The organism is Gammaproteobacteria bacterium, assembly GCA_011682695.1.
Lineage (GTDB): Bacteria > Actinomycetota > Acidimicrobiia > Spongiisociales > UBA4744 > BMS3Bbin01.
Genome location: JAACED010000039.1, coordinates 1 through 17,737, shown reverse-complemented (window position 1 = coordinate 17,737; position 17,737 = coordinate 1). Strand labels below are relative to the sequence as shown.

Genomic DNA, 17,737 nt, shown 5'->3' with positions numbered 1-17,737 from the left:
CTCTGAGATGCTTTCTATCTACCGGAACATGTTCAAGATCGCCGATCTTCGGGGAAAGATCTTGTTCACACTGTTCATCTTCGCCGTATACCGCCTCGGGGGGGCTATCCCCGTTCCGGGGGTGAGCCTCAGTGCGGTCCAGAAGTTGGCAGCGAGTCAGCAGCAGGCCGGCATCCTCGGCTTGCTGAACCTGTTCTCCGGCGGTGCGTTGGAGCGCTTCTCGGTGTTCAGCCTCGGCATCATGCCGTACATCACAGCGGCGATCATCATGCAGTTGCTCGCCGCCGTGATCCCCAAGCTGCAGGCGCTGCAGGACGAAGGTGAGACCGGTCAGAAAGTGATCACCCAGTGGACCCGGTACATAACGGTCGTACTTGCACTGCTGCAGTCGACTGGCCTCACGTTCCTGTTCAGCCGCGGAACACTCACCCAGGGAATCCCCTTGATCCCCATTTACACGCCGGCTCGCGTAGCCCTCATCGTGTTGACGATGACCGCCGGTACGGCGTTCATCATGTGGCTCGGTGAGCTGATCACCGAACGGGGAATCGGCAATGGCATGTCCCTGATCATCTTCATCGCGATCGCTTCTCGACTCCCGGTCAGCTTCTCGCAGATTTGGGCGGGAACGCTTGGATCCGGTCGTCCCGGTGGTGCATCGATCTTTGCCGTCTTCATCCTGGTGTTCGTGGTGCTGATCGTCGGGATCATCTATGTCGAGCAGGGCCAGCGCCGGATTCCGATTCAGTTCGCCAAGCGGGTGCGCGGCCGGCGAGTACTGGGTGGACAGAGCACCTACATTCCTCTCAAGGTCAACACGGCCGGAGTTATCCCGGTCATCTTTGCGACCTCGGTCATGTACTTTCCCGTACTCATCGCGACGGCGATACCGACGGACAAAGGTGCATTCCTGGCCTCACTTCGGAACTGGGTCAGCGTCAACATCGGCAACAGCGCCGGGACGAGCTCGTTCTACATACTTCTGTTGTTCGTGCTGATCATCTTCTTCACGTACTTCTACACGGCGATTCAGTTCGATCCCGTTCGCCAGGCCGAACTCATCCAGCGTCAAGGCGGGTTCATCCCCGGTGTGCGTCCCGGGAGCCAGACCGCCCGGCACCTTGCGCACATCCTCAACCGGATCACGCTTCCGGGAGCACTGTTCCTTGCCATCGTCTCCGTCCTGCCTGCGATCGCGAGTGCGATCTTCAACGTGCCGGTCGGATTCAGTGGTGTGTCCATCTTGATCGTGGTCGGAGTCGCCTTGGAGACGATGAAGCAGATCGAGAGCCAACTGACGATGCGGAACTATGAAGGGTTCCTGACGTGAGCGGGGGCACGCTCGCAGAGCATACGTGGTGATCGGATGGGGCGCAGATACCTGTTTCTCGGACCGCCCGGAGCAGGCAAGGGGACGCAAGCCGCGATGATCGCGTCGGATTTGGGCATCGACCATATCTCCACCGGCAACATGCTGCGCGAGCAGATTGCCCGTGGCACCGAGCTCGGTCGCAAGGTGAAAGCCATCATGGCGGCCGGGAACCTGGTTCCGGATGAACTGGTCGTTGCCATGCTGGCCGACCGGCTCAAGCGTGAAGACGCGCGTCCAGGTTTCATCCTCGACGGTTTCCCACGCACGAGACCGCAAGCGGTGGCTCTCGATGCGCTGCTGGGTGAGAACGGTCTCGACCGGGTCGTGGCGCTCGCCGTTCCGGAGGAAGAGATCGTTCGCCGCATCACCGGCAGGCGAAGCTGCGCCGAAGGTCACGTGTATCACGTCACCGATTGGCCTCCGAAGGTCGAAGGAGTCTGCGACGTGGATGGGCTGCCACTCTTCCAGCGCACCGACGACACGGAAGAGGTCGTCAGGAATCGGCTTGCCGTCTACCGGCTCAACACCGCTCCGCTGATCGAGTACTACGCCGACATTCTGGTGGAGGTCGACGGTGTCGGAGCCGTCGACGACATCAAGGCCCGAATCATCGAGGCCTTATGATCACCATCAAGAACGCGAAGGAATTCGACAAGATGAGCGTCGCGGGTGCGGCGGTCGCTGCGGTTCTTTCCGGCGTGCAGGCTGTCATCGCACCCGGCGTTACATTGAAGGAACTCGACGAACTGGCAGCCGAGATCATCAGAGCCCGAGACTGCACCCCGTCGTTCCTCGGCTACCACGGATACCCCGCACACATCTGTACGTCTCCCAACGACGTGATCGTGCACGGCATCCCTTCTTCGTATCGGCTCACCGAAGGCGACATCCTCTCGATCGATGCCGGGGCCATCTACCAGGGGTACCACGGTGACGCAGCCGCCACCTTCGCCGTCGGTGAGGTGGCAAAGCCCGTGCAGCGGCTCATCGACACGACGAAGGCCGCACTGTGGGCCGGTATCGAACAGGTCAGAGAGGGCGCCCGGGTCGGTGACATCGGACATGCGGTGGAGCAAGAGGCGAAGCGCCAAGGACTTGGCGTCGTACGAGAGTACCTGGGTCACGGAATCGGTCGCCAGATGCACGAGGACCCGCAAATCCCCAACTACGGCAAGCGGGGGACGGGTCTCAAGCTACGTCGTGGCATGTCGATCTGTATCGAGCCGATGTTCAACATGGGCGGTGAGGCCACGAAGGTCGAGTCCGACGGTTGGACGGTAAAGACAGCAGACGGTAGTCTGTCGGCACACTTCGAGCACACCATCGCTCTCACGGATGGCGGAGTCCGGGTGCTGACGCAAGAGCCGGATTTGGTTGAGGGCGCCCATGGCGGCTAGCCTCCTTTTCCGGTTCTCTTGGGACCATTTTCTAGGTTTCCTGTGGTAAAACAAGACGATGTAATCAGAGTACAGGGGACCGTCCTCGAGACACTCCCGAACGCTATGTTCCGGGTGGAGATCGAAGGCGGCCTCGAAGTGCTTGCCCATGTTTCGGGCAAGATGAGGATGCGGTACATCCGCATCCTGCCTGGTGACAGGGTTGACCTCGAGTTGTCGGCATACGATCCGACGCGGGGCCGAATCGTGTGGAGATACAGATGAAGGTGAGACCTTCGGTAAAGAAGATGTGTGAGAAATGTCGGATCATCCGGCGGCATGGCCGCGTATGGGTGATCTGCGATAACCCGCGGCACAAGCAGCGGCAGGGGTGAGGAATGGCGCGAATTGCGGGAGTTGACCTTCCCAGAGACAAGCGAGTCGAGATCGGTCTGACGTACATCTTTGGCGTGGGTCGCACTCGGGCGCAGCAGATCTGTTTCGGTCTCGACATCGATCCCGACACGAAGGTTCGTGATCTGACCGACGATGAAGTGATCCGTATTCGACGCTTCATCGATCAGGGCTATCGGGTGGAAGGTGACTTGCGTCGAGAGGTTGCCCAGAACATCAAAAGGAAGATCGAGATCGGGACATATCAGGGCATCCGCCATCGCCGGGGTCTCCCGGTGCGCGGCCAGCGGACGCACACGAATGCCCGAACACGCAAGGGACGGCGTTCTGCGATCGCCGGCAAGAAGAAGGTCAAGAAGTAGGTCTCAGTGGCGAAGCAGCAAACAAAGCGGGTACGTCGTCGCGAGCGGAAGAACATCGCTCACGGGCAGGCCCACATCACGGCGAGTTTCAACAACACGATCATCAACATCACCGACCTGGACGGCAACACGATTGTGTGGACGTCCGGTGGAACGGTTGGATTCAAGGGTTCGCGTAAGTCGACCCCGTACGCAGCGCAGGTCGCCGCGGAAGAGGCGGCCCGGCAGGCCGGAGAGCACGGAGTACGTAAACTCGACGTGATTGTGTCGGGGAGCGGCGGAGGCCGCGACACGGCAGTCCGTACCCTGCAGAACATGGGCATGGAAGTCACCTTCATCAAGGATGTCACCCCGTTTCCGCACAATGGGTGCCGGCCGAAGAAGCGGAGGGGCTGATGGCTCGCTACACAGGGCCCACCCACAAACTGTGCCGCCGAGCGCGGCAGCCGCTCTGCCAGTCGAAGAAGTGTGCGGTTGATCGACGACCGTATCCTCCCGGCGAGCACGGCCGCGGCCGTATTCGAGAGACGGACTATCAGATCCAGCTTCGTGAGAAGCAGAAACTGCGCGCCATGTACGGGGTGTTGGAGCGTCAGTTCCGGCGCTACTACCGGGAGGCTGTCCGTCAAAAGGGTATCGCCGGTGAGAACCTGCTGCGCATCCTCGAGAGCCGTCTCGACAACGTCGTGTATCGGGCGGGCTTCGCACAGACCCGACCACAGGCGCGCCAACTCGTCAACCACGGGCACTTCGAGGTGAACGGCAAGAAGGTCGATATTCCCTCCTATCAGGTCCGAGCCGGCGATGTGGTCAAGCTTCGTGAACGGAGCCGCAATCTGATCATCGTCGAGCACTCCCTCGAGACGGTGACGCATTCACTGCCCGAGTGGCTCGAGATCAACGCGGACGAGCGCACGATCGTCGTGCAGGACGTCCCCAACCGTGCCCAGATCGACACGCAGATTCGTGAACAGCTCATCGTCGAGCTCTATTCGAGGTAGGAGACCACCGTGCTGATCGTTCAACGTCCACAAATTGAAGAACAGCCCGTCTCCGAAGCGCGTTCGAAGTTCATCGTCGAACCGCTCGAGCCGGGGTTCGGGTACACGCTCGGCAACACGCTGCGACGGACCCTGCTCTCCAGGATTCCCGGCGCTGCCATCACGACCGTGCAAATCGAAGGCATCCAGCACGAGTTCTCGACGATCGAAGGCGTCGTGGAAGACGTCGTCGACATCATCTTGAACCTCAAGCAGGTCGTGCTCCGCATCGACGCTTCCGATCCGGCCCAGATCATGTATCTGTCGGCGAAGGGAGCCGGCGAGGTTACGGCTGCCGATATCAAGACGCCCGCCAGTGTCGAAGTCGTAAACCCGGATCTGCATATCGCCACGTTGTCATCTTCCGGACGACTCGAAATCGAGCTCACCGCCGAGCGCGGCGTCGGGTATCGCTCTGCAGAGAAAAACAAGGCGGCGGAAGTCATCGGGATCATCCCGATCGATTCGATCTTTTCGCCGGTTCGCAAGGTGACCTATCAGGTCGAACCGACCCAGGTCGGCCAGATGACGAACTTCGATCGGCTCGTGCTCGATATCGAGACCGACGGTTCGCTCGAGCCCGCCGAAGCCGTGTCATCGGCAGGGAAGACGCTTCGTGAGTTGCTCGGCTTGTTTGCAGAGATCGGTGAAGGTGTCGGCCTCGAACTCGGTGACGTCGCTGTCGCAGAGCCGATGTCGCCTGACTTGGAGCTTCCCATCGAGGCCCTCGACCTCTCGGAACGTCCTCGTAACTGCTTGCGGCGTGCCCAGATCGAGAGTGTCGGTGAGCTCGTCTCCAAGACGGCGGATGATCTGCTGAGCATCACGAACTTCGGTCACAAGAGCCTCGAAGAAGTCGTTGCCAAACTGGACGAACTCGGTTTGAGTCTCACCGGCGGCGGCGAAACGGCGGGTGTGTGATGCCTCGCCCTCGGAAAGGTCCACGCCTGGGCGGAAGCCCGTCGGCCGAGAAGGCGATGCTCGCCAACCTGGCACAGTCGCTGTTCTGGGAGGAGAAGCTCACCACGACCGTCACTCGTGCCAAGGCCGTGCGGCCGCTCGCGGAGCGTCTCATCACGAAAGCCCAGCGTGGCGATCTGCATGCTCGCCGTCAGGTCCTCAAGGTGATCGGCGACACGGAAGTCGTCACGAAGCTCTTCGATGAAATCGGCCCGCGATACGCAGACCGACCGGGTGGCTACACCAGGATCGTCAAGATCGGCCCCCGTCGCGGCGACAACGCCGAGATGGCGATCATCGAACTCGTGTAAGAAACCACCAAACAGTGTGGAGTGGCCGCCCCTCGGGGCGGCCACGTTCGTTCTATCCGAACGCCCGATCGCAGTTCCCCCGATCCGACACTTCGAGGGGCGGGGTTCATGCCCCCAGGGACATGCGGATGCGACGAGGGTCAGTCGCCTTTGGAACGGAACGGTGGGCCGTCGAGGAGAGGGAGCATGATCTTCTCGAACGGGATGTCGAGTGCCGTCCCCACCGTCGACGTATATTTGAGTAACGCCACCGTCGTCACCATCTCGACGATCTGGGCGTCGGTCCATCCCAGTTCTCCGAGATGATCGGTCATCTCGTCGGTTACCGCGGCAGGCCGTGCGGCCACGACCCTGGCGAACTCGAGGACCGCGTTCTCCGCCTCACCCAATCGTGACGACGGTTGGCCTTCGATGATCTCGACGCACTCTTCGACACTCCAACCATGTCGGAACAGCGCCAACATGTGGGCGGCCGTGCAGTAGTCACACTCACCCGCCGTTGCCGTGACCACGAAGATCGCCCGCTTCAGCTCCTCGGGGATCGTCCCCTCCTTCATGGTCATGGTGCTCAGATCCCACAGGGCGTTGGTGATCTCGGGCAGCGGCGCCATGGCCTGCTGGAGCGTCGGCACCATGCCGTAGTAGCCGGCGACCCGATCGAACACTTCCTTCGTCCGTCCGGTGGCGGTCGTTGGATCCTGCAATGGGACTCTGGTCATCGTCGTTCGCTCCTGGTGTCGTCTGATCTGGTCTCGATCGGAAGATGGTGCGCCGTGTCCCACCTTTCCCATGGACCCATCGTGTGGGCGGCGTCGTGCCCGAGAGAATGTAGCACGGACAGCTCTGACGACCCCTGCGCACCGTTTCCCACGGGCCCATCGGAGCGATCCTCGAGGACCGGCGCAGACCCATATGGCGGCCTCGATCTCGTTCGTGGGGAGGAGGTCTCGGTCCCCAGTCCTCAGTTCTCACTTCACAGTAAGAAACGCGCTCGTCGGCAACTGACTGCTGGTCGCTGGGCCTGGCTGCTGTGTGCCGGTGCCTCGTTGCCGGCGGCTACAGGAGACGGATGTGCTCCACCGATGTCGTCACTTCCTCGAGGCGGTCCGGGTCGGGTTGGACACCGAGCCCGGGACCGTCGGGCACCGCGATTGTTCCATCCGGTTCGAGAACGAACGGCGGCGTGATGTCGTGTTCGTAGTAGCGGGCGGTTTCTGAGATGTCGCCCGGATAGAGGAAGTTGGGGAGTCCGGCGAGCGCAAGGTTCGCGGCACGGCCGAGACCGGTCTCGAGCATCCCCCCACACCAAACCGGGACATTTCGCTCGGCACACAGGTCGTGAATCCTGCGGGCTTCGAGATACCCACCGACACGTCCCGCCTTGATGTTGACGATCGAGCAGGCGCCGAGTTCGATGGCCGCTGCCGCCGTCCGCACGGACGTGATCGACTCGTCGAGACACACCGGGGTGGCGATGCGCCGCGCGAATGCTGCGTGGGTGAGGAGGTCTTCTTTGGCGAACGGTTGTTCGATGAGCAGCAGGCCGAACCGATCGAGGCCGGCGAGATGGCCTATGTCGGCCGTGTTGTATGCGGTGTTGGCGTCCACCTGAAGCAACAGGTCGTCGCCAAACCGTTCACGTACCGCCCGGACAGGGTCGATGTCCCAGCCAGGCTCGATCTTGAGCTTGACGCGGGTGTAGCCGCGGGACAGATAGTTCTCGACGGTATCGAGGAGCTCCGGGATCTCATCGAAGATTCCGACCGACACCCCGACGGGAACTCGCGAGCGGGTCGCACCCAGGTGCGTTGCCAGTGATGCTCCGGACGCTCGCAACTCGGCGTCGAGCACTGCCATCTCCAACGCGGCCTTCGCCATCGGATGACCATGGAACGGAGCCAGCAACTTGCTGAGCGACGCTGCAGACACGTCGGTCGTGAGCCTGGGCAGAAAGTGTTCCCTGATGACCTGCTGCGCTCCATCCACATACTCGGACGAGTAGACCGGTTCCTGCATCGCTGCGCACTCGCCCCACCCCTCCGAGTCGTCGGCTTCGACATGCACCAGGAGGATGTCGCGTTTCTGCTCGGTGCCGAACGAGGTACGGAAAGGGTGCACGAGCGACAGCCCGATGCGTCGCAGCTCGACGTCTCTGAGGTTCATGTCGATCTCCTTTCGAGGATGTACCAGCCGGTCGGGTCAAATCCGGTGATTACGTAGCCTTGGTTCATGCCTGCTTCGAGCGTGGCCCGGAGAGCGTCACGCCACGCGCCGGCGATGTGTGGGGTTTCGTTGCGGTGCGCGACGATATCGTCGGGGATCTGGACGCACAGCATATCGCCTCGCCCGGGCGTGACGACCGGACCGTCGTGGTCTCGCAGAACGGCAACGGCGCCTTTGGCGATCAACGCCTCCGCGTTGGGCAACGGGAGGCTCCCAGAGCGCGCGGCAGTGGCTTGCGGTCCGGTCGGGTACCAGTCGACCAGGATACGGTCGGTTTCTTCCCTCGCACTGAACCGGTCTTCGAGAGGCCCGTAGAGGTTTTCGCGGTAGGTGATCGCCCTCGCCCCGAGGGTGTTGAAGTTGAAGTTCGCGTTGCGTCGGACGAATGGATCGAACGACCAGGAGATGCGATCGATGTTGCGCCGCGCCGCCCATACGGCCTGGTCCAGCTTCAGCGCGGATCCGACGTGACGTCCGCGACCTTCGGCCACGACCCCGGTGATGTGGGAGTGGAGGTGGATGGTTCCGTCGTGCCATCCAAGGAATCCGATGGTGGCGCCAACCATGGTCCCTTCTGCGAATGCTCCCGTTACGTAGTTCCCCGATTCGATGAACGCCACGCCGAGTTCGGTCGGCACATGGGTAGCGCTGCGTCCCCACACCTGAGCGAAGACTTCGGCAGCCATGCCTGTCTCCCGGTATCCGTGCAGCGCTCTGATCTCGACGTCCGCCTGGTCTGCGACACCGATGGCGGCGGTTTCCAGGTCGGCAAGATCTCTTCGGGGGCTCATCGGTGGGCACGATAGTGGGTTTCGCCTCCCGGGGACCCAATGCCGAATGCCGAACGCCGGACGCCTCACCGAGGTGCGGGTCCTCAGTGGGCGATCGTCAGCATGACCATTCCGAGGGCGATGAGGACGGCCAAGACGAGACCGGCGGATGCCCACCAGGGCAGACGGTCGATTGGTGGGGCTTCGGCGCCGCCGGTGTCGAGAGACGAGGAGATCGGTCCCGAGCGCATCGGCTTGAGGACGTCCTTTGCCGTTTCGACGTTGCCTGCCTCGACGAGCAGGTAGATCGGCAGTCCCGCATAGGTCCCTCCCGCATCGTCCGCGATGATCAACGCCGGGATTCCCTCGGACTCCAGGGATGCGCGAGCCAGTTCCGCCTCCACCCTGTGCGAGAACTTCGCCACGCGTTTCATGTCAGCCACGCGGCAACCATACCGTCTCGCCTGTGCTCCGCCGGCGCCGATACCGTGGTGTGGTGGATGTCCCGGCTCTTCGCACTCTGCTCGATGCCATCGTTCCGGCGGACGACCGTGAAGCCGGCCATCGCGATCGCATCGTGGCGCTTCTCGGAGGGTCGGCCGATCCCCTCTCACGTACGCAGTTCGAGCCTGGCCACGTCACCGCCGGCGGTTTCGTTCTCTCACCCGACCGCAGCTCCGTCCTGTTGGTCCTCCACCGAAAGCTCGGCCGGTGGCTGCAACCTGGCGGCCACATCGAACCCGACGATCAGGATATCGTCGCTGCCCAGAGGCGAGAGATCGATGAAGAAACCGGCCTCTCCGACCTCCAATGGCTGGGTGTGTTCGACCTGGACGTACACACCTTCCCGCGACGAGGCAATGATCCTACACACGAGCACTTCGACGTCCGCTCTGCATTCGTGTCCGGCGACTGGGAAGTCTCGGCCGGAGACGGCACCGACGATGTGCGGTGGTTTCGCTTCGACGACATGCCACGAGGAGACCTTTCGCTCACGCGGCCCATCGCGAAACTGCGGTCCCCGATGACTGATGACTGATAACCGACAGCCGACTGGTACGCTCGTCGAGCCATGCTGCAACAAATGCTGCGCGCAGCCCGACTGGACCGGCGCGTCTACACGGAACTCATTTTCGACGACTACGCGACCGGCAACGCGATCCTCGCAGTTGCCGGCGTGTACGCCGTCATTGCCCTGGTGGCGGGCCTCCATCCCTGGAATCAGCCTGATCAGCGTACTTCTCGTCGTGTTTGGCGGTGTCATCGGTTGGCTGGTGATCGGCGGCGCGCTGTGGCTGGCGAGCGTGAAGCTGCTCGATGGTGAAGCAAGATTCCAGACCGTGGTCCGTCTCATCGGATTCGCGCACACGCCTCTGCTCCTCGTGGCGATCGCTCTGCTGCTGCCGTCGCCGGTGAGCACGGCTGTGGCGGCTGTGGGACTCGTCTGGTTCATCGCCGCAGTAGCTGCAGCCGCACAGGCCCTGTTCGATTTCGATCGAGGGCGTTCTGTGAGCGCTGCACTGCTGGCGGTCGCCACCTGGTGGATCCTGCAGATGATCGGTATCGGCCCCAGTCTGCCGCTGGTCCTTCGCCGGCTCTGATGTCCACCTATCGCCTGGACCTCGCCTACGACGGAACCGGGTTTCGCGGTTGGGCGAAACAGCCCGGCGTCAGAACGGTCCAGGGCGAGTTGGAGGCGGCGCTTCAGCGCAGGCTCGGACCTGTCGAGACCGTCGTTGCCGGTCGCACCGACGCCGGCGTGCATGCGCGCGGACAGGTCGTGAGCTTCGTGACCGAGAAGGACATCCGACGAGAGGGGTTGGCGCAGTCCCTCACCAAGATGCTCGCTCCGGAGGTCGTCGTCTGGGGGTGCCGTAGGGTGCCCGACGACTTCAACGCCCGATTCTCTGCCCTGCATCGCAGCTATCGATATCGTCTGCTTTCGCGACCCGAGCCCGACCCCTTCCTCTTCCGCACCACGTGGCATGTCCGGTATCAGCTCGATATGGAGGCGATGCAGCGGACAGCAGGCTGGATTGTCGGCGAGCACGACTTCGCGTCGTTCTGCCGCAGGGCGAAGAGAAAGAACACCGTGCGGCGAGTACTCGGCTCCGAGTGGATACGAGACGGGGATATCGTCGAGTTTCGGATCACGGCCACGTCGTTCTGTCACCAGATGGTGCGATCACTGGTCGCGCTCTGTGTCGAGGTCGGACGAGGCAAGATCTCCGCAGACGAGGTCCCGACCATCATCGCGGCAAGAGATCGGGCGGCTGCCACGGGCGCGGCCCCGCCGCACGGACTGATCTTGTGGGAGGTCGGCTATCCCGCCGATTGCTCGTAGGCCTGCAGGGATTCGCGGAGCCGTTCGGTTTGCTCGACACTCACCGTTTCCACGGCGATCCCCAGTTCGGTCGTCCCGAACGGCAATCCCGCACCTTCTCTCCGGTGATTGACGGTCAGCACATTCGCTCCGAGGTCGGCGATCAGGTTCAGTACGGTGGCAAGTTGCCCCGGCACGTCAGGAATCAGGACCCTGAACCATGCGTAGCGCCCTGCAGCCTCGAGGCCGTAGCGGAGGACTTTGCCCACGAGAAGAGGGTCGATGTTCCCGCCCGACAGCACGATCACACACGGATCGGGTGTGTCGGGGAGCGCTCCTTCGACGAGCGCTGCGACACCGACTGAACCTGCGCCCTCGACGACCAGCTTGGCGCGCTCCAGCAACAGCATGACCGCGCGTGCCGCCGCCCGGTCGTCCACGGTGACGATGTCGTCGACGACTTTCTCGATGTGGGCGAAGGCAAGTGGGGATGGCACCGGGACGGCGATTCCGTCCGCAACGGTGGGGTGATAGGGCACCGAAACGGGGCTGCCATGTTTGCGAGAGGCGAGGTAGGGGGCGACCGACTCGATCTCGACGCCGATGATTCGGGTATCGGGGCGCAGCGTCTTGATTGCGATGCCGGTCCCCGAGATCAGGCCGCCGCCACCGACCGGGACTACCACCGTTGCTGCGTCCGGGAGCTGTTCGAGGATCTCGAGGCCAAGGGTGCCTTGACCGGCGATGATGCCGGGGTCGTCGAACGGGTGAATGAACAGAGCTCCGGTTTCGTCGGCGAACCGCCGCGCGGCCTCGACGGCGGCCTGGATGTCCTCGCCGCCGAGGCGGACCTCCGCTCCGTAGCTGCGCGTTGCCTCCACTTTCGGGATCGCAGCCGAACGGGGCATGAAGATCGTCGCCGGAATCCTGGCCATCTGGGCTGCGAGCGCGACACCCTGGGCGTGGTTCCCTGCAGATCCCGCGACCACTCCCGTGTCCGCGGCGAGTTGGCCGATCACGTTGGAAGCCCCTCGAATCTTGAACGAACCGGTCCGCTGCAGGTTCTCGGCTTTCAACCAGACGTCTCTGCTCGCCATGCGGGAAAACGATGCTGAGTGCAGGAGGGGAGTGGTGATCACCGAACCGCGTTGACGTTCACGCGCCGCCAGGATGTCTTCGATGGTGAGCAGAGTCATGGCAGACGCAGGATAGGGGGTTCTCGTGACGAGGCCGTTTCTCATACCGGCCACACGTCCCCGGGGGGCCTCTCATTTGGCGCTTTTACCCCGCCCGTTCTACCATGTGGCGGCTCCGAGAGTCTCGGAGCGCTTCCTTCACGAGGTTTCTATGAGGCTGCAAAAGACGTATTCTCCCAAGGCCGAGGATGTCCACCGAGAGTGGTTCGTCGTCGACGCCGAGGATCTTCCCTTGGGACGCCTGGCGTCCGAGGTTGCTCGCATCCTGCGCGGCAAGCACAAGCCGATGCAGGCTCCACACGTCGACACGGGCGACTTTGTGATCATCATCAACGCCGACAAGGTGCGGGTCAGTGGGCAGAACAAGGTCTACTATCGCCACTCCGGGTATCCGGGTGGGCTGACCGAAGAGGGACTCGAGTCCCTCAGGGGACGGCGTCCTGAGGAAATCGTACGGCGAGCGGTCCGGGGAATGCTCCCCAAGAACCGCTTGGGTCGCCAGATGCTTCGCAAGCTCAAGGTGCATGCCGGCCCCGACCATCCGCACCAGGCGCAGTCCCCCCAGGAGCTGGTATTCGATATTCGAAAGGTGGAGTCCTGATGTCCAAGCCGCTCGTTCAGGCAACCGGCCGTCGCAAGGAGTCCGTCGCCCGGGTGCGGTTCTACGACGGCACCGGGGCGGTCACGCTCAACGGCAAGCCGCTTGACACGTACTTCCCCACGATGGCCCAGCGGCTTCGTCTCCTCGCGCCTCTGCGTGAGACGAACCGGGAAGGTCGTTACGACATCAAGGCGAAGCTCGAAGGCGGAGGAACGACCGGCCAGGCCGACGCACTTCGTCTCGGTATCGCCCGTGCACTCATCGTGCTCGAACCTGAGCTACGGCCGATGCTGAAGAAGGCGGGCTATCTCACCCGCGACGCTCGCAAGGTGGAGCGCAAGAAATACGGCCTGCGTAAAGCGCGAAGAGCACCGCAGTACACCAAGCGGTAGCTACCCTCGCCGTATGCTCAAGAACGGCAACCGGCTTTTCGGCACCGACGGGATCCGCGGTGTGGCCAACACCGAACTCAGTGCTGACATCGCCATGTCGCTCGGGCGCGCAGCCGGTGAGACGATTCGTGGCGGCTCGATTCTCGTAGGCCGTGACACACGGCGCTCTGGTGAGATGCTCGCAGAAGCGCTCCAGGCCGGATTTCACTCGGTCGGTGTCGACACCGTCGACGTCGGTGTCCTTCCGACCGGCGGCATTTCTCATCTCGTCGAGGCGTCGGGTGCGACGATGGGAGTCGTTGTGTCCGCATCACACAATCCCGCGGTCGACAACGGCATCAAGTTGCTCGACGGGCGCGGCGCCAAACTTGCCGACGAGCAAGAGGATGCAATCGAGGCGAGGCTGCGCCAGGGCCCACCGTGGCATCTTGCCGATGGCGATCGGGTTGGCACTCGCTTCCCGATGGTGGACGCCGAGGACCGCTACGTGCGTTTTCTCCAAGGGTCGACGTCCTATTCGCTGCGCGGTTTCGGCCTTCTCCTCGACTGTGCCAACGGCGCTGCAAGTCGCGTCGCTCCCGAACTGTTCCGAAGACTCAAAGCCGATGTGGAGACCATGTGCGCGGAACCCGACGGCACGAATATCAACGACGGGTGTGGTGCCGCTCACCCCGAGTTTCTCGCCAGGCATTCCAAGGGCCGGATCGGGCTTGCGTTCGACGGGGATGCGGACCGGCTGATCGCCGTCGACGAGGACGGGATCCCCGCGAACGGCGATGTGATCATGGCGATCATCGCTCGTCAGATGAAAGAGGCCGGCCGGCTCAAGAAGAACATCGTGGTTGCGACCGTCATGGCCAATCTCGGGTTTCGCAAGGCGATGGAACGCCTGGGCATCGAAATCGTCGAGACGCAAGTCGGTGACCGTTACGTCAAAGAGGCGATGTGGAATCGACGAGCGATTCTCGGCGGAGAGCAATCGGGCCATGTGATCTTCGCTGACCGGGCCGTGACCGGCGACGGCCTCTTGACGGCAGTGCGGCTGCTCGAGGTGTTGGCGATCACCGGCAAGGAACTGCGACAGCTTCGGGCCGAGACGATCACCGAGTTCCCACAGATTCTGCGCAACGTGCGCGTGGAGGACAAGGGACAACTCGAAGACGCGCAAGTGCTGTGGGAGACGATTCGCGAACGGGAAGCCCAACTGGCCGGCAACGGACGGGTCCTTGTGCGAGCGTCCGGAACCGAGCCGCTCGTGAGGATCATGGTCGAGGCACCGACTCGTGACGAGGCGATCGCCATCACGGACGAACTCGTCGCCATTACGCGCCGGGAACTCGGCGGCTGAGTCTCCCAACGACGTGTATCTTCTTCCGCCAATGAGGGGACCGCTTCGGATCCGGGCTGCGATTGGCTACTCTTGCTGTCGAACCGGCACGACATGCCTTCAGCGCCTGGCCCCTCGCGGGGTGACGAGGAAGAGGGAGTATCGAAGCATTCGGCGGATGCCCTCTCGGCCACCACGGTCGTGACGAAGCGGAGCAAAACCCGGGGGTGACCCTGTAACAGAGGCCGCTTCGACGTGGGAGACGGGATCGACCCGTCTGGTGCCGGTCTCCAACCGAGAAGGAGACATCATGTGCGGCATTGTCGGCTACGTTGGCCCGCGCCAAGCCCAGGACGTCCTTGTCGCCTCGCTGCGACGCCTCGAATACCGCGGGTACGACTCCGCGGGCATCGCGGTGTCGAACGGTGGGGCCATCGAGATCCGCAAGGCAGCGGGAAAACTCGATCGGATGGCAGCGATGGTCGAGGCGAATCCACTCACGGGGACCCTCGGCATCGGTCACACCCGCTGGGCGACCCATGGGGTTCCCAACGATGTCAACGCCCATCCGCACTTCGACCAGACCGGCGAGTTCGTCGTCGTCCACAACGGCATCATCGAGAACTATCTCGACCTCAAAGACGAACTCTCGGAGGCCGGGCACTCCTTCGTCTCCGACACCGACACCGAAGTGCTGATCCACCTCATCGCCGACGAGTTCGACGGGGACCTGGCGGAGGCGGTCCGCCGTGCCGTCGCCCGCGCCACAGGGGCCTATGCGCTGGTGACGATGTCCGCCAGGGAGCCCGATCGGATCGTTGCTGCGCGCATGATCAGTCCGCTGGTGGTCGGCATTGGTGACGGAGAGACGTTCCTCGCCTCCGACATTCCGGCGATCCTGCCGTATACGGATCAGATGCTGGTGGTCGAGAACGGCGAGATGGTGACGCTCACCCTCGAGGGAGCGGTGATCGAGACCCTCGAGGGGAAACCGGTGGACCGCTCGCCACAGAAGATCACCTGGACGGTCGAACAGTCCGAGAAGTCCGGCTTTCCGCACTTCATGCTGAAGGAGATCTACGAGCAACCCGGTGTGATCGACGAGACCCTCCGGGGGCGCCTCCTCCGAGACGGGTCCGTCACTTTGGAGGCAGTCGACTTCCCCGACGGCTTCGTCGACAACCTCTCGAAGATCTGGGTGACTGCCTGCGGGACCGCGTACCACGCAGGGTTGGTCGCCCGAGAAGTGTTGGAGAAGACGCTGCGCATCCCCGTCGAGGTCGAATATGCCCACGAGCTGCGGTACCGAGATCCTCTGATCGACCCGGGAACGTTAACGGTCGCCATCAGCCAGTCGGGGGAGACCGCCGACACCCTTGCCGCCGCCCGGCTTGCCAGAGAGCGAGGGTCGCGACTTCTCGCCATCACGAACGTCGTGGGATCCACGCTGAGCCGGGTCGCCGACGATGTGCTGTACACGAGAGCAGGCCCCGAGATCGCTGTTGCCTCGACCAAGGCGTATATCGCCATGCTCGTCGGTGAGTACATGCTTGCCCTTCGACTGGGTCGTGCCCGTGGCACGGTGTCGGACGCTCGCGCCGCCGAACTGGCCGCGGAACTCTGGACGCTGCCCGACAAGGCGGCTCAGGTGCTCGAACATGACGCGGCGATTCTCGAGATTGCCGACCGGTTTGCGAGCACGTCGGACGTGTACTTCATCGGCAGGGGTCTCGACTACGCGGTGGCGACCGAAGGATCGTTGAAGCTGAAGGAGATTTCCTACATGCACTCGGAGGCGATGCCCGCCGGCGAACTCAAGCACGGCACGCTCGCGCTCATCACCGAAGGCACGCCGGTCGTGGTCATCTTGACTCAGCAGCACCTCTACGACAAGACGATCTCTGCGCTGTTGGAGGTGAAGGCCAGGGGAGCCCACGTGCTCGCGCTCGCCTACGACGACGACGGCCAGGTGGACAAGTACGCCGATGAGGTACTGCGTATCCCGAGGACCTACGACTTCCTGAGTCCTGTCCTGTCGATCATCCCGCTCCAGTTGCTCGCCTACCACGCGGCACGGGTGCTGGGCCACGACATCGACATGCCGAGGAACCTGGCCAAGAGCGTGACGGTGGAGTGACGCTGTCCCGGCGGTGACGGCGCCGACTGTCTTTCGGGCGGTGAGACGGTAGCGTGGCCCCATGCGTGTCATCGGTCTCGGAATCGACCTGGTCGAGATTGCCAGGGTGCAACTGCTGCTGGAGAAGTACCCGCGGTTTCCCGAGCGAGTGTTCACCGACCATGAGCGTGCCTATGCATCACGGTACGCAAACCCTGCGAGTCGGTTCGCCGCCCGCTTTGCCGGCAAGGAGGCGGTGATGAAGAGCCTCGGTGTCGGATGGCGGCACGTCGGATGGAAAAACATCGAGATCACCGGCGGGGGGCAGCCTCGGGTGAACCTTTCCGGCCGCGCCCTGGCCCGAGCCGAGCGGCTGGGGGTCACCGAGGTGTTGGTCACGATCACCCACACCGACGACACCGCCATGGTCTTCGCGATGGCCCTCGAACAGGGCGACTAACTGCGAGCCCAGGGCTCGTAGGTACCCCAGGGGTACCCCTGAGCCCAGGGTTCAACGAGGGTCACCGATTGAGGCGGTTTCGGAGCTCTTTGATCCTGGCCCTGAGTGCCGGCATGTTGTTCCACCGCTCATGGACCGCTCGGAGGTATTGGACGTCCCGAGGCTCCAGCCCACCCCCCGACGGGCTGCCGCCTCCCAGCGATGTCCTCGTCTTCTTGATCTGCTGGGATACGAGATGTTCGAGTTGTCGTTCGAGGGTTGCCAGCTCCTCTTCGAGCATGGCCCGTCCTTGGGGATGCACAGAGAAGCATGCCTGAACGCGCGCTCGGAGGTCGGCCTGTTCCGTTTCGAGTGCTTCACGCGTCGTGGGATCGGAGTTATTCGCCAGTTCGACGGCGATGGCGGCGAGCCGCTCGCGTAGTTGGTCGATCGTCGGGTCCATCGCCATTGACGATACCTCCTGAACCCTGGGCTCGTAGGTACCCCAGGGGTAC

25 protein-coding genes are annotated in these 17,737 nt (G+C 63.0%); 19 read left to right on the top strand and 6 right to left on the bottom strand.

Annotated elements, in window-relative coordinates:
- The first annotated feature begins 7 nt into the window (after positions 1-7).
- Genes secY through rplQ form a run of 10 tightly spaced genes read left to right on the top strand, consistent with a single transcriptional unit; the run spans position 8 to position 5,835 of the window.
- Entirely contained in the window at positions 8-1,330 is a 1,323-nt protein-coding gene (secY, locus tag GWP04_08645) for a preprotein translocase subunit SecY (protein NIA25625.1), read from the top strand.
- A gap of 36 nt (positions 1,331-1,366) precedes the next feature.
- Entirely contained in the window at positions 1,367-1,996 is a 630-nt protein-coding gene (locus GWP04_08640; protein ID NIA25624.1) for an adenylate kinase, read from the top strand.
- Complete coding sequence (map, locus tag GWP04_08635; protein ID NIA25623.1) at positions 1,993-2,769, top strand: type I methionyl aminopeptidase; 777 nt, start codon at positions 1,993-1,995, stop codon at positions 2,767-2,769. The genes GWP04_08640 and map overlap by 4 nt, the downstream gene beginning before the upstream one ends.
- 42 nt (positions 2,770-2,811) lie before the next feature.
- The gene (infA, locus tag GWP04_08630) at positions 2,812-3,033 is read left to right on the top strand and encodes a translation initiation factor IF-1 (GenBank protein ID NIA25622.1); all 222 of its coding nucleotides are present in this window, start codon (positions 2,812-2,814) and stop codon (positions 3,031-3,033) included.
- Positions 3,030-3,143: a 50S ribosomal protein L36 gene (rpmJ, locus tag GWP04_08625; protein ID NIA25621.1), complete on the top strand. Its 114-nt coding sequence runs from the start codon at positions 3,030-3,032 to the stop codon at positions 3,141-3,143. The genes infA and rpmJ overlap by 4 nt, the downstream gene beginning before the upstream one ends.
- 3 nt (positions 3,144-3,146) lie before the next feature.
- Positions 3,147-3,524 carry a 30S ribosomal protein S13 gene (rpsM, locus tag GWP04_08620; protein NIA25620.1) on the top strand — a complete coding sequence of 126 codons (378 nt, stop codon included), beginning with the start codon at positions 3,147-3,149 and terminating at the stop codon, positions 3,522-3,524.
- A gap of 6 nt (positions 3,525-3,530) precedes the next feature.
- Complete coding sequence (gene rpsK, locus GWP04_08615) at positions 3,531-3,920, top strand: 30S ribosomal protein S11 (GenBank protein NIA25619.1); 390 nt, start codon at positions 3,531-3,533, stop codon at positions 3,918-3,920.
- Positions 3,920-4,525, top strand: a complete 606-nt coding sequence (gene rpsD / locus GWP04_08610; GenBank protein ID NIA25618.1) for a 30S ribosomal protein S4 — start codon at positions 3,920-3,922, stop codon at positions 4,523-4,525. The genes rpsK and rpsD overlap by 1 nt, the downstream gene beginning before the upstream one ends.
- 9 nt (positions 4,526-4,534) lie before the next feature.
- Positions 4,535-5,485 carry a DNA-directed RNA polymerase subunit alpha gene (locus GWP04_08605; protein NIA25617.1) on the top strand — a complete coding sequence of 317 codons (951 nt, stop codon included), beginning with the start codon at positions 4,535-4,537 and terminating at the stop codon, positions 5,483-5,485.
- Positions 5,485-5,835: a 50S ribosomal protein L17 gene (rplQ, locus tag GWP04_08600; protein NIA25616.1), complete on the top strand. Its 351-nt coding sequence runs from the start codon at positions 5,485-5,487 to the stop codon at positions 5,833-5,835. Before GWP04_08605 ends, rplQ begins: the two co-directional genes overlap by 1 nt.
- 140 nt (positions 5,836-5,975) lie before the next feature.
- On the opposite strand, the gene GWP04_08595 is transcribed toward rplQ, so the two are convergent.
- The 4 genes from GWP04_08595 to GWP04_08580 all read right to left on the bottom strand — a co-directional run bounded on the left by GWP04_08595 (position 5,976) and on the right by GWP04_08580 (position 9,271).
- Entirely contained in the window at positions 5,976-6,554 is a 579-nt protein-coding gene (locus GWP04_08595) for a hypothetical protein (GenBank protein ID NIA25615.1), read from the bottom strand.
- Between the two features lie 337 nt (positions 6,555-6,891).
- Positions 6,892-7,998, bottom strand: coding sequence for an o-succinylbenzoate synthase (gene menC, locus GWP04_08590; GenBank protein ID NIA25614.1), 1,107 nt, complete (start codon positions 7,996-7,998; stop codon positions 6,892-6,894).
- Entirely contained in the window at positions 7,995-8,849 is an 855-nt protein-coding gene (locus tag GWP04_08585; GenBank protein ID NIA25613.1) for a GNAT family N-acetyltransferase, read from the bottom strand. Before GWP04_08585 ends, menC begins: the two co-directional genes overlap by 4 nt.
- An 83-nt stretch (positions 8,850-8,932) precedes the next feature.
- Positions 8,933-9,271, bottom strand: coding sequence for a hypothetical protein (locus tag GWP04_08580; GenBank protein ID NIA25612.1), 339 nt, complete (start codon positions 9,269-9,271; stop codon positions 8,933-8,935).
- A gap of 53 nt (positions 9,272-9,324) precedes the next feature.
- Here GWP04_08580 and GWP04_08575 point away from each other — a divergent pair, with 53 nt between their 5' ends.
- Genes GWP04_08575 through truA form a run of 4 tightly spaced genes read left to right on the top strand, consistent with a single transcriptional unit; the run spans position 9,325 to position 11,172 of the window.
- Positions 9,325-9,867, top strand: a complete 543-nt coding sequence (locus tag GWP04_08575) for an NUDIX domain-containing protein (protein ID NIA25611.1) — start codon at positions 9,325-9,327, stop codon at positions 9,865-9,867.
- Positions 9,868-9,900: 33 nt separating this feature from the next.
- Positions 9,901-10,152, top strand: a complete 252-nt coding sequence (locus tag GWP04_08570) for a hypothetical protein (GenBank protein NIA25610.1) — start codon at positions 9,901-9,903, stop codon at positions 10,150-10,152.
- Complete coding sequence (locus tag GWP04_08565) at positions 10,076-10,429, top strand: hypothetical protein (protein NIA25609.1); 354 nt, start codon at positions 10,076-10,078, stop codon at positions 10,427-10,429. Before GWP04_08570 ends, GWP04_08565 begins: the two co-directional genes overlap by 77 nt.
- Positions 10,429-11,172 carry a tRNA pseudouridine(38-40) synthase TruA gene (gene truA, locus GWP04_08560; GenBank protein NIA25608.1) on the top strand — a complete coding sequence of 248 codons (744 nt, stop codon included), beginning with the start codon at positions 10,429-10,431 and terminating at the stop codon, positions 11,170-11,172. The genes GWP04_08565 and truA overlap by 1 nt, the downstream gene beginning before the upstream one ends.
- Here truA and GWP04_08555 read toward each other — a convergent pair.
- Positions 11,151-12,347, bottom strand: a complete 1,197-nt coding sequence (locus GWP04_08555) for a threonine ammonia-lyase (protein NIA25607.1) — start codon at positions 12,345-12,347, stop codon at positions 11,151-11,153. The genes truA and GWP04_08555 overlap by 22 nt on opposite strands.
- Before the next feature lie 151 nt (positions 12,348-12,498).
- Here GWP04_08555 and rplM point away from each other — a divergent pair, with 151 nt between their 5' ends.
- The 5 genes from rplM to acpS all read left to right on the top strand — a co-directional run bounded on the left by rplM (position 12,499) and on the right by acpS (position 17,243).
- Positions 12,499-12,948: a 50S ribosomal protein L13 gene (gene rplM / locus GWP04_08550; GenBank protein ID NIA25606.1), complete on the top strand. Its 450-nt coding sequence runs from the start codon at positions 12,499-12,501 to the stop codon at positions 12,946-12,948.
- Positions 12,948-13,340, top strand: a complete 393-nt coding sequence (rpsI, locus tag GWP04_08545) for a 30S ribosomal protein S9 (protein NIA25605.1) — start codon at positions 12,948-12,950, stop codon at positions 13,338-13,340. Before rplM ends, rpsI begins: the two co-directional genes overlap by 1 nt.
- Before the next feature lie 13 nt (positions 13,341-13,353).
- Positions 13,354-14,688 (top strand): phosphoglucosamine mutase, encoded by a 1,335-nt coding sequence (gene glmM / locus GWP04_08540; GenBank protein ID NIA25604.1) that lies wholly within the window; start codon positions 13,354-13,356, stop codon positions 14,686-14,688.
- Between the two features lie 289 nt (positions 14,689-14,977).
- Entirely contained in the window at positions 14,978-16,804 is a 1,827-nt protein-coding gene (gene glmS / locus GWP04_08535; protein NIA25603.1) for a glutamine--fructose-6-phosphate transaminase (isomerizing), read from the top strand.
- A gap of 61 nt (positions 16,805-16,865) precedes the next feature.
- Positions 16,866-17,243, top strand: coding sequence for a holo-[acyl-carrier-protein] synthase (gene acpS / locus GWP04_08530; GenBank protein ID NIA25602.1), 378 nt, complete (start codon positions 16,866-16,868; stop codon positions 17,241-17,243).
- A 61-nt stretch (positions 17,244-17,304) separates the two neighbouring features.
- Here the strand turns inward: acpS and GWP04_08525 are convergent, their stop codons facing one another.
- Entirely contained in the window at positions 17,305-17,685 is a 381-nt protein-coding gene (locus tag GWP04_08525) for a hypothetical protein (GenBank protein ID NIA25601.1), read from the bottom strand.
- Positions 17,686-17,737: the final 52 nt, after the last annotated feature.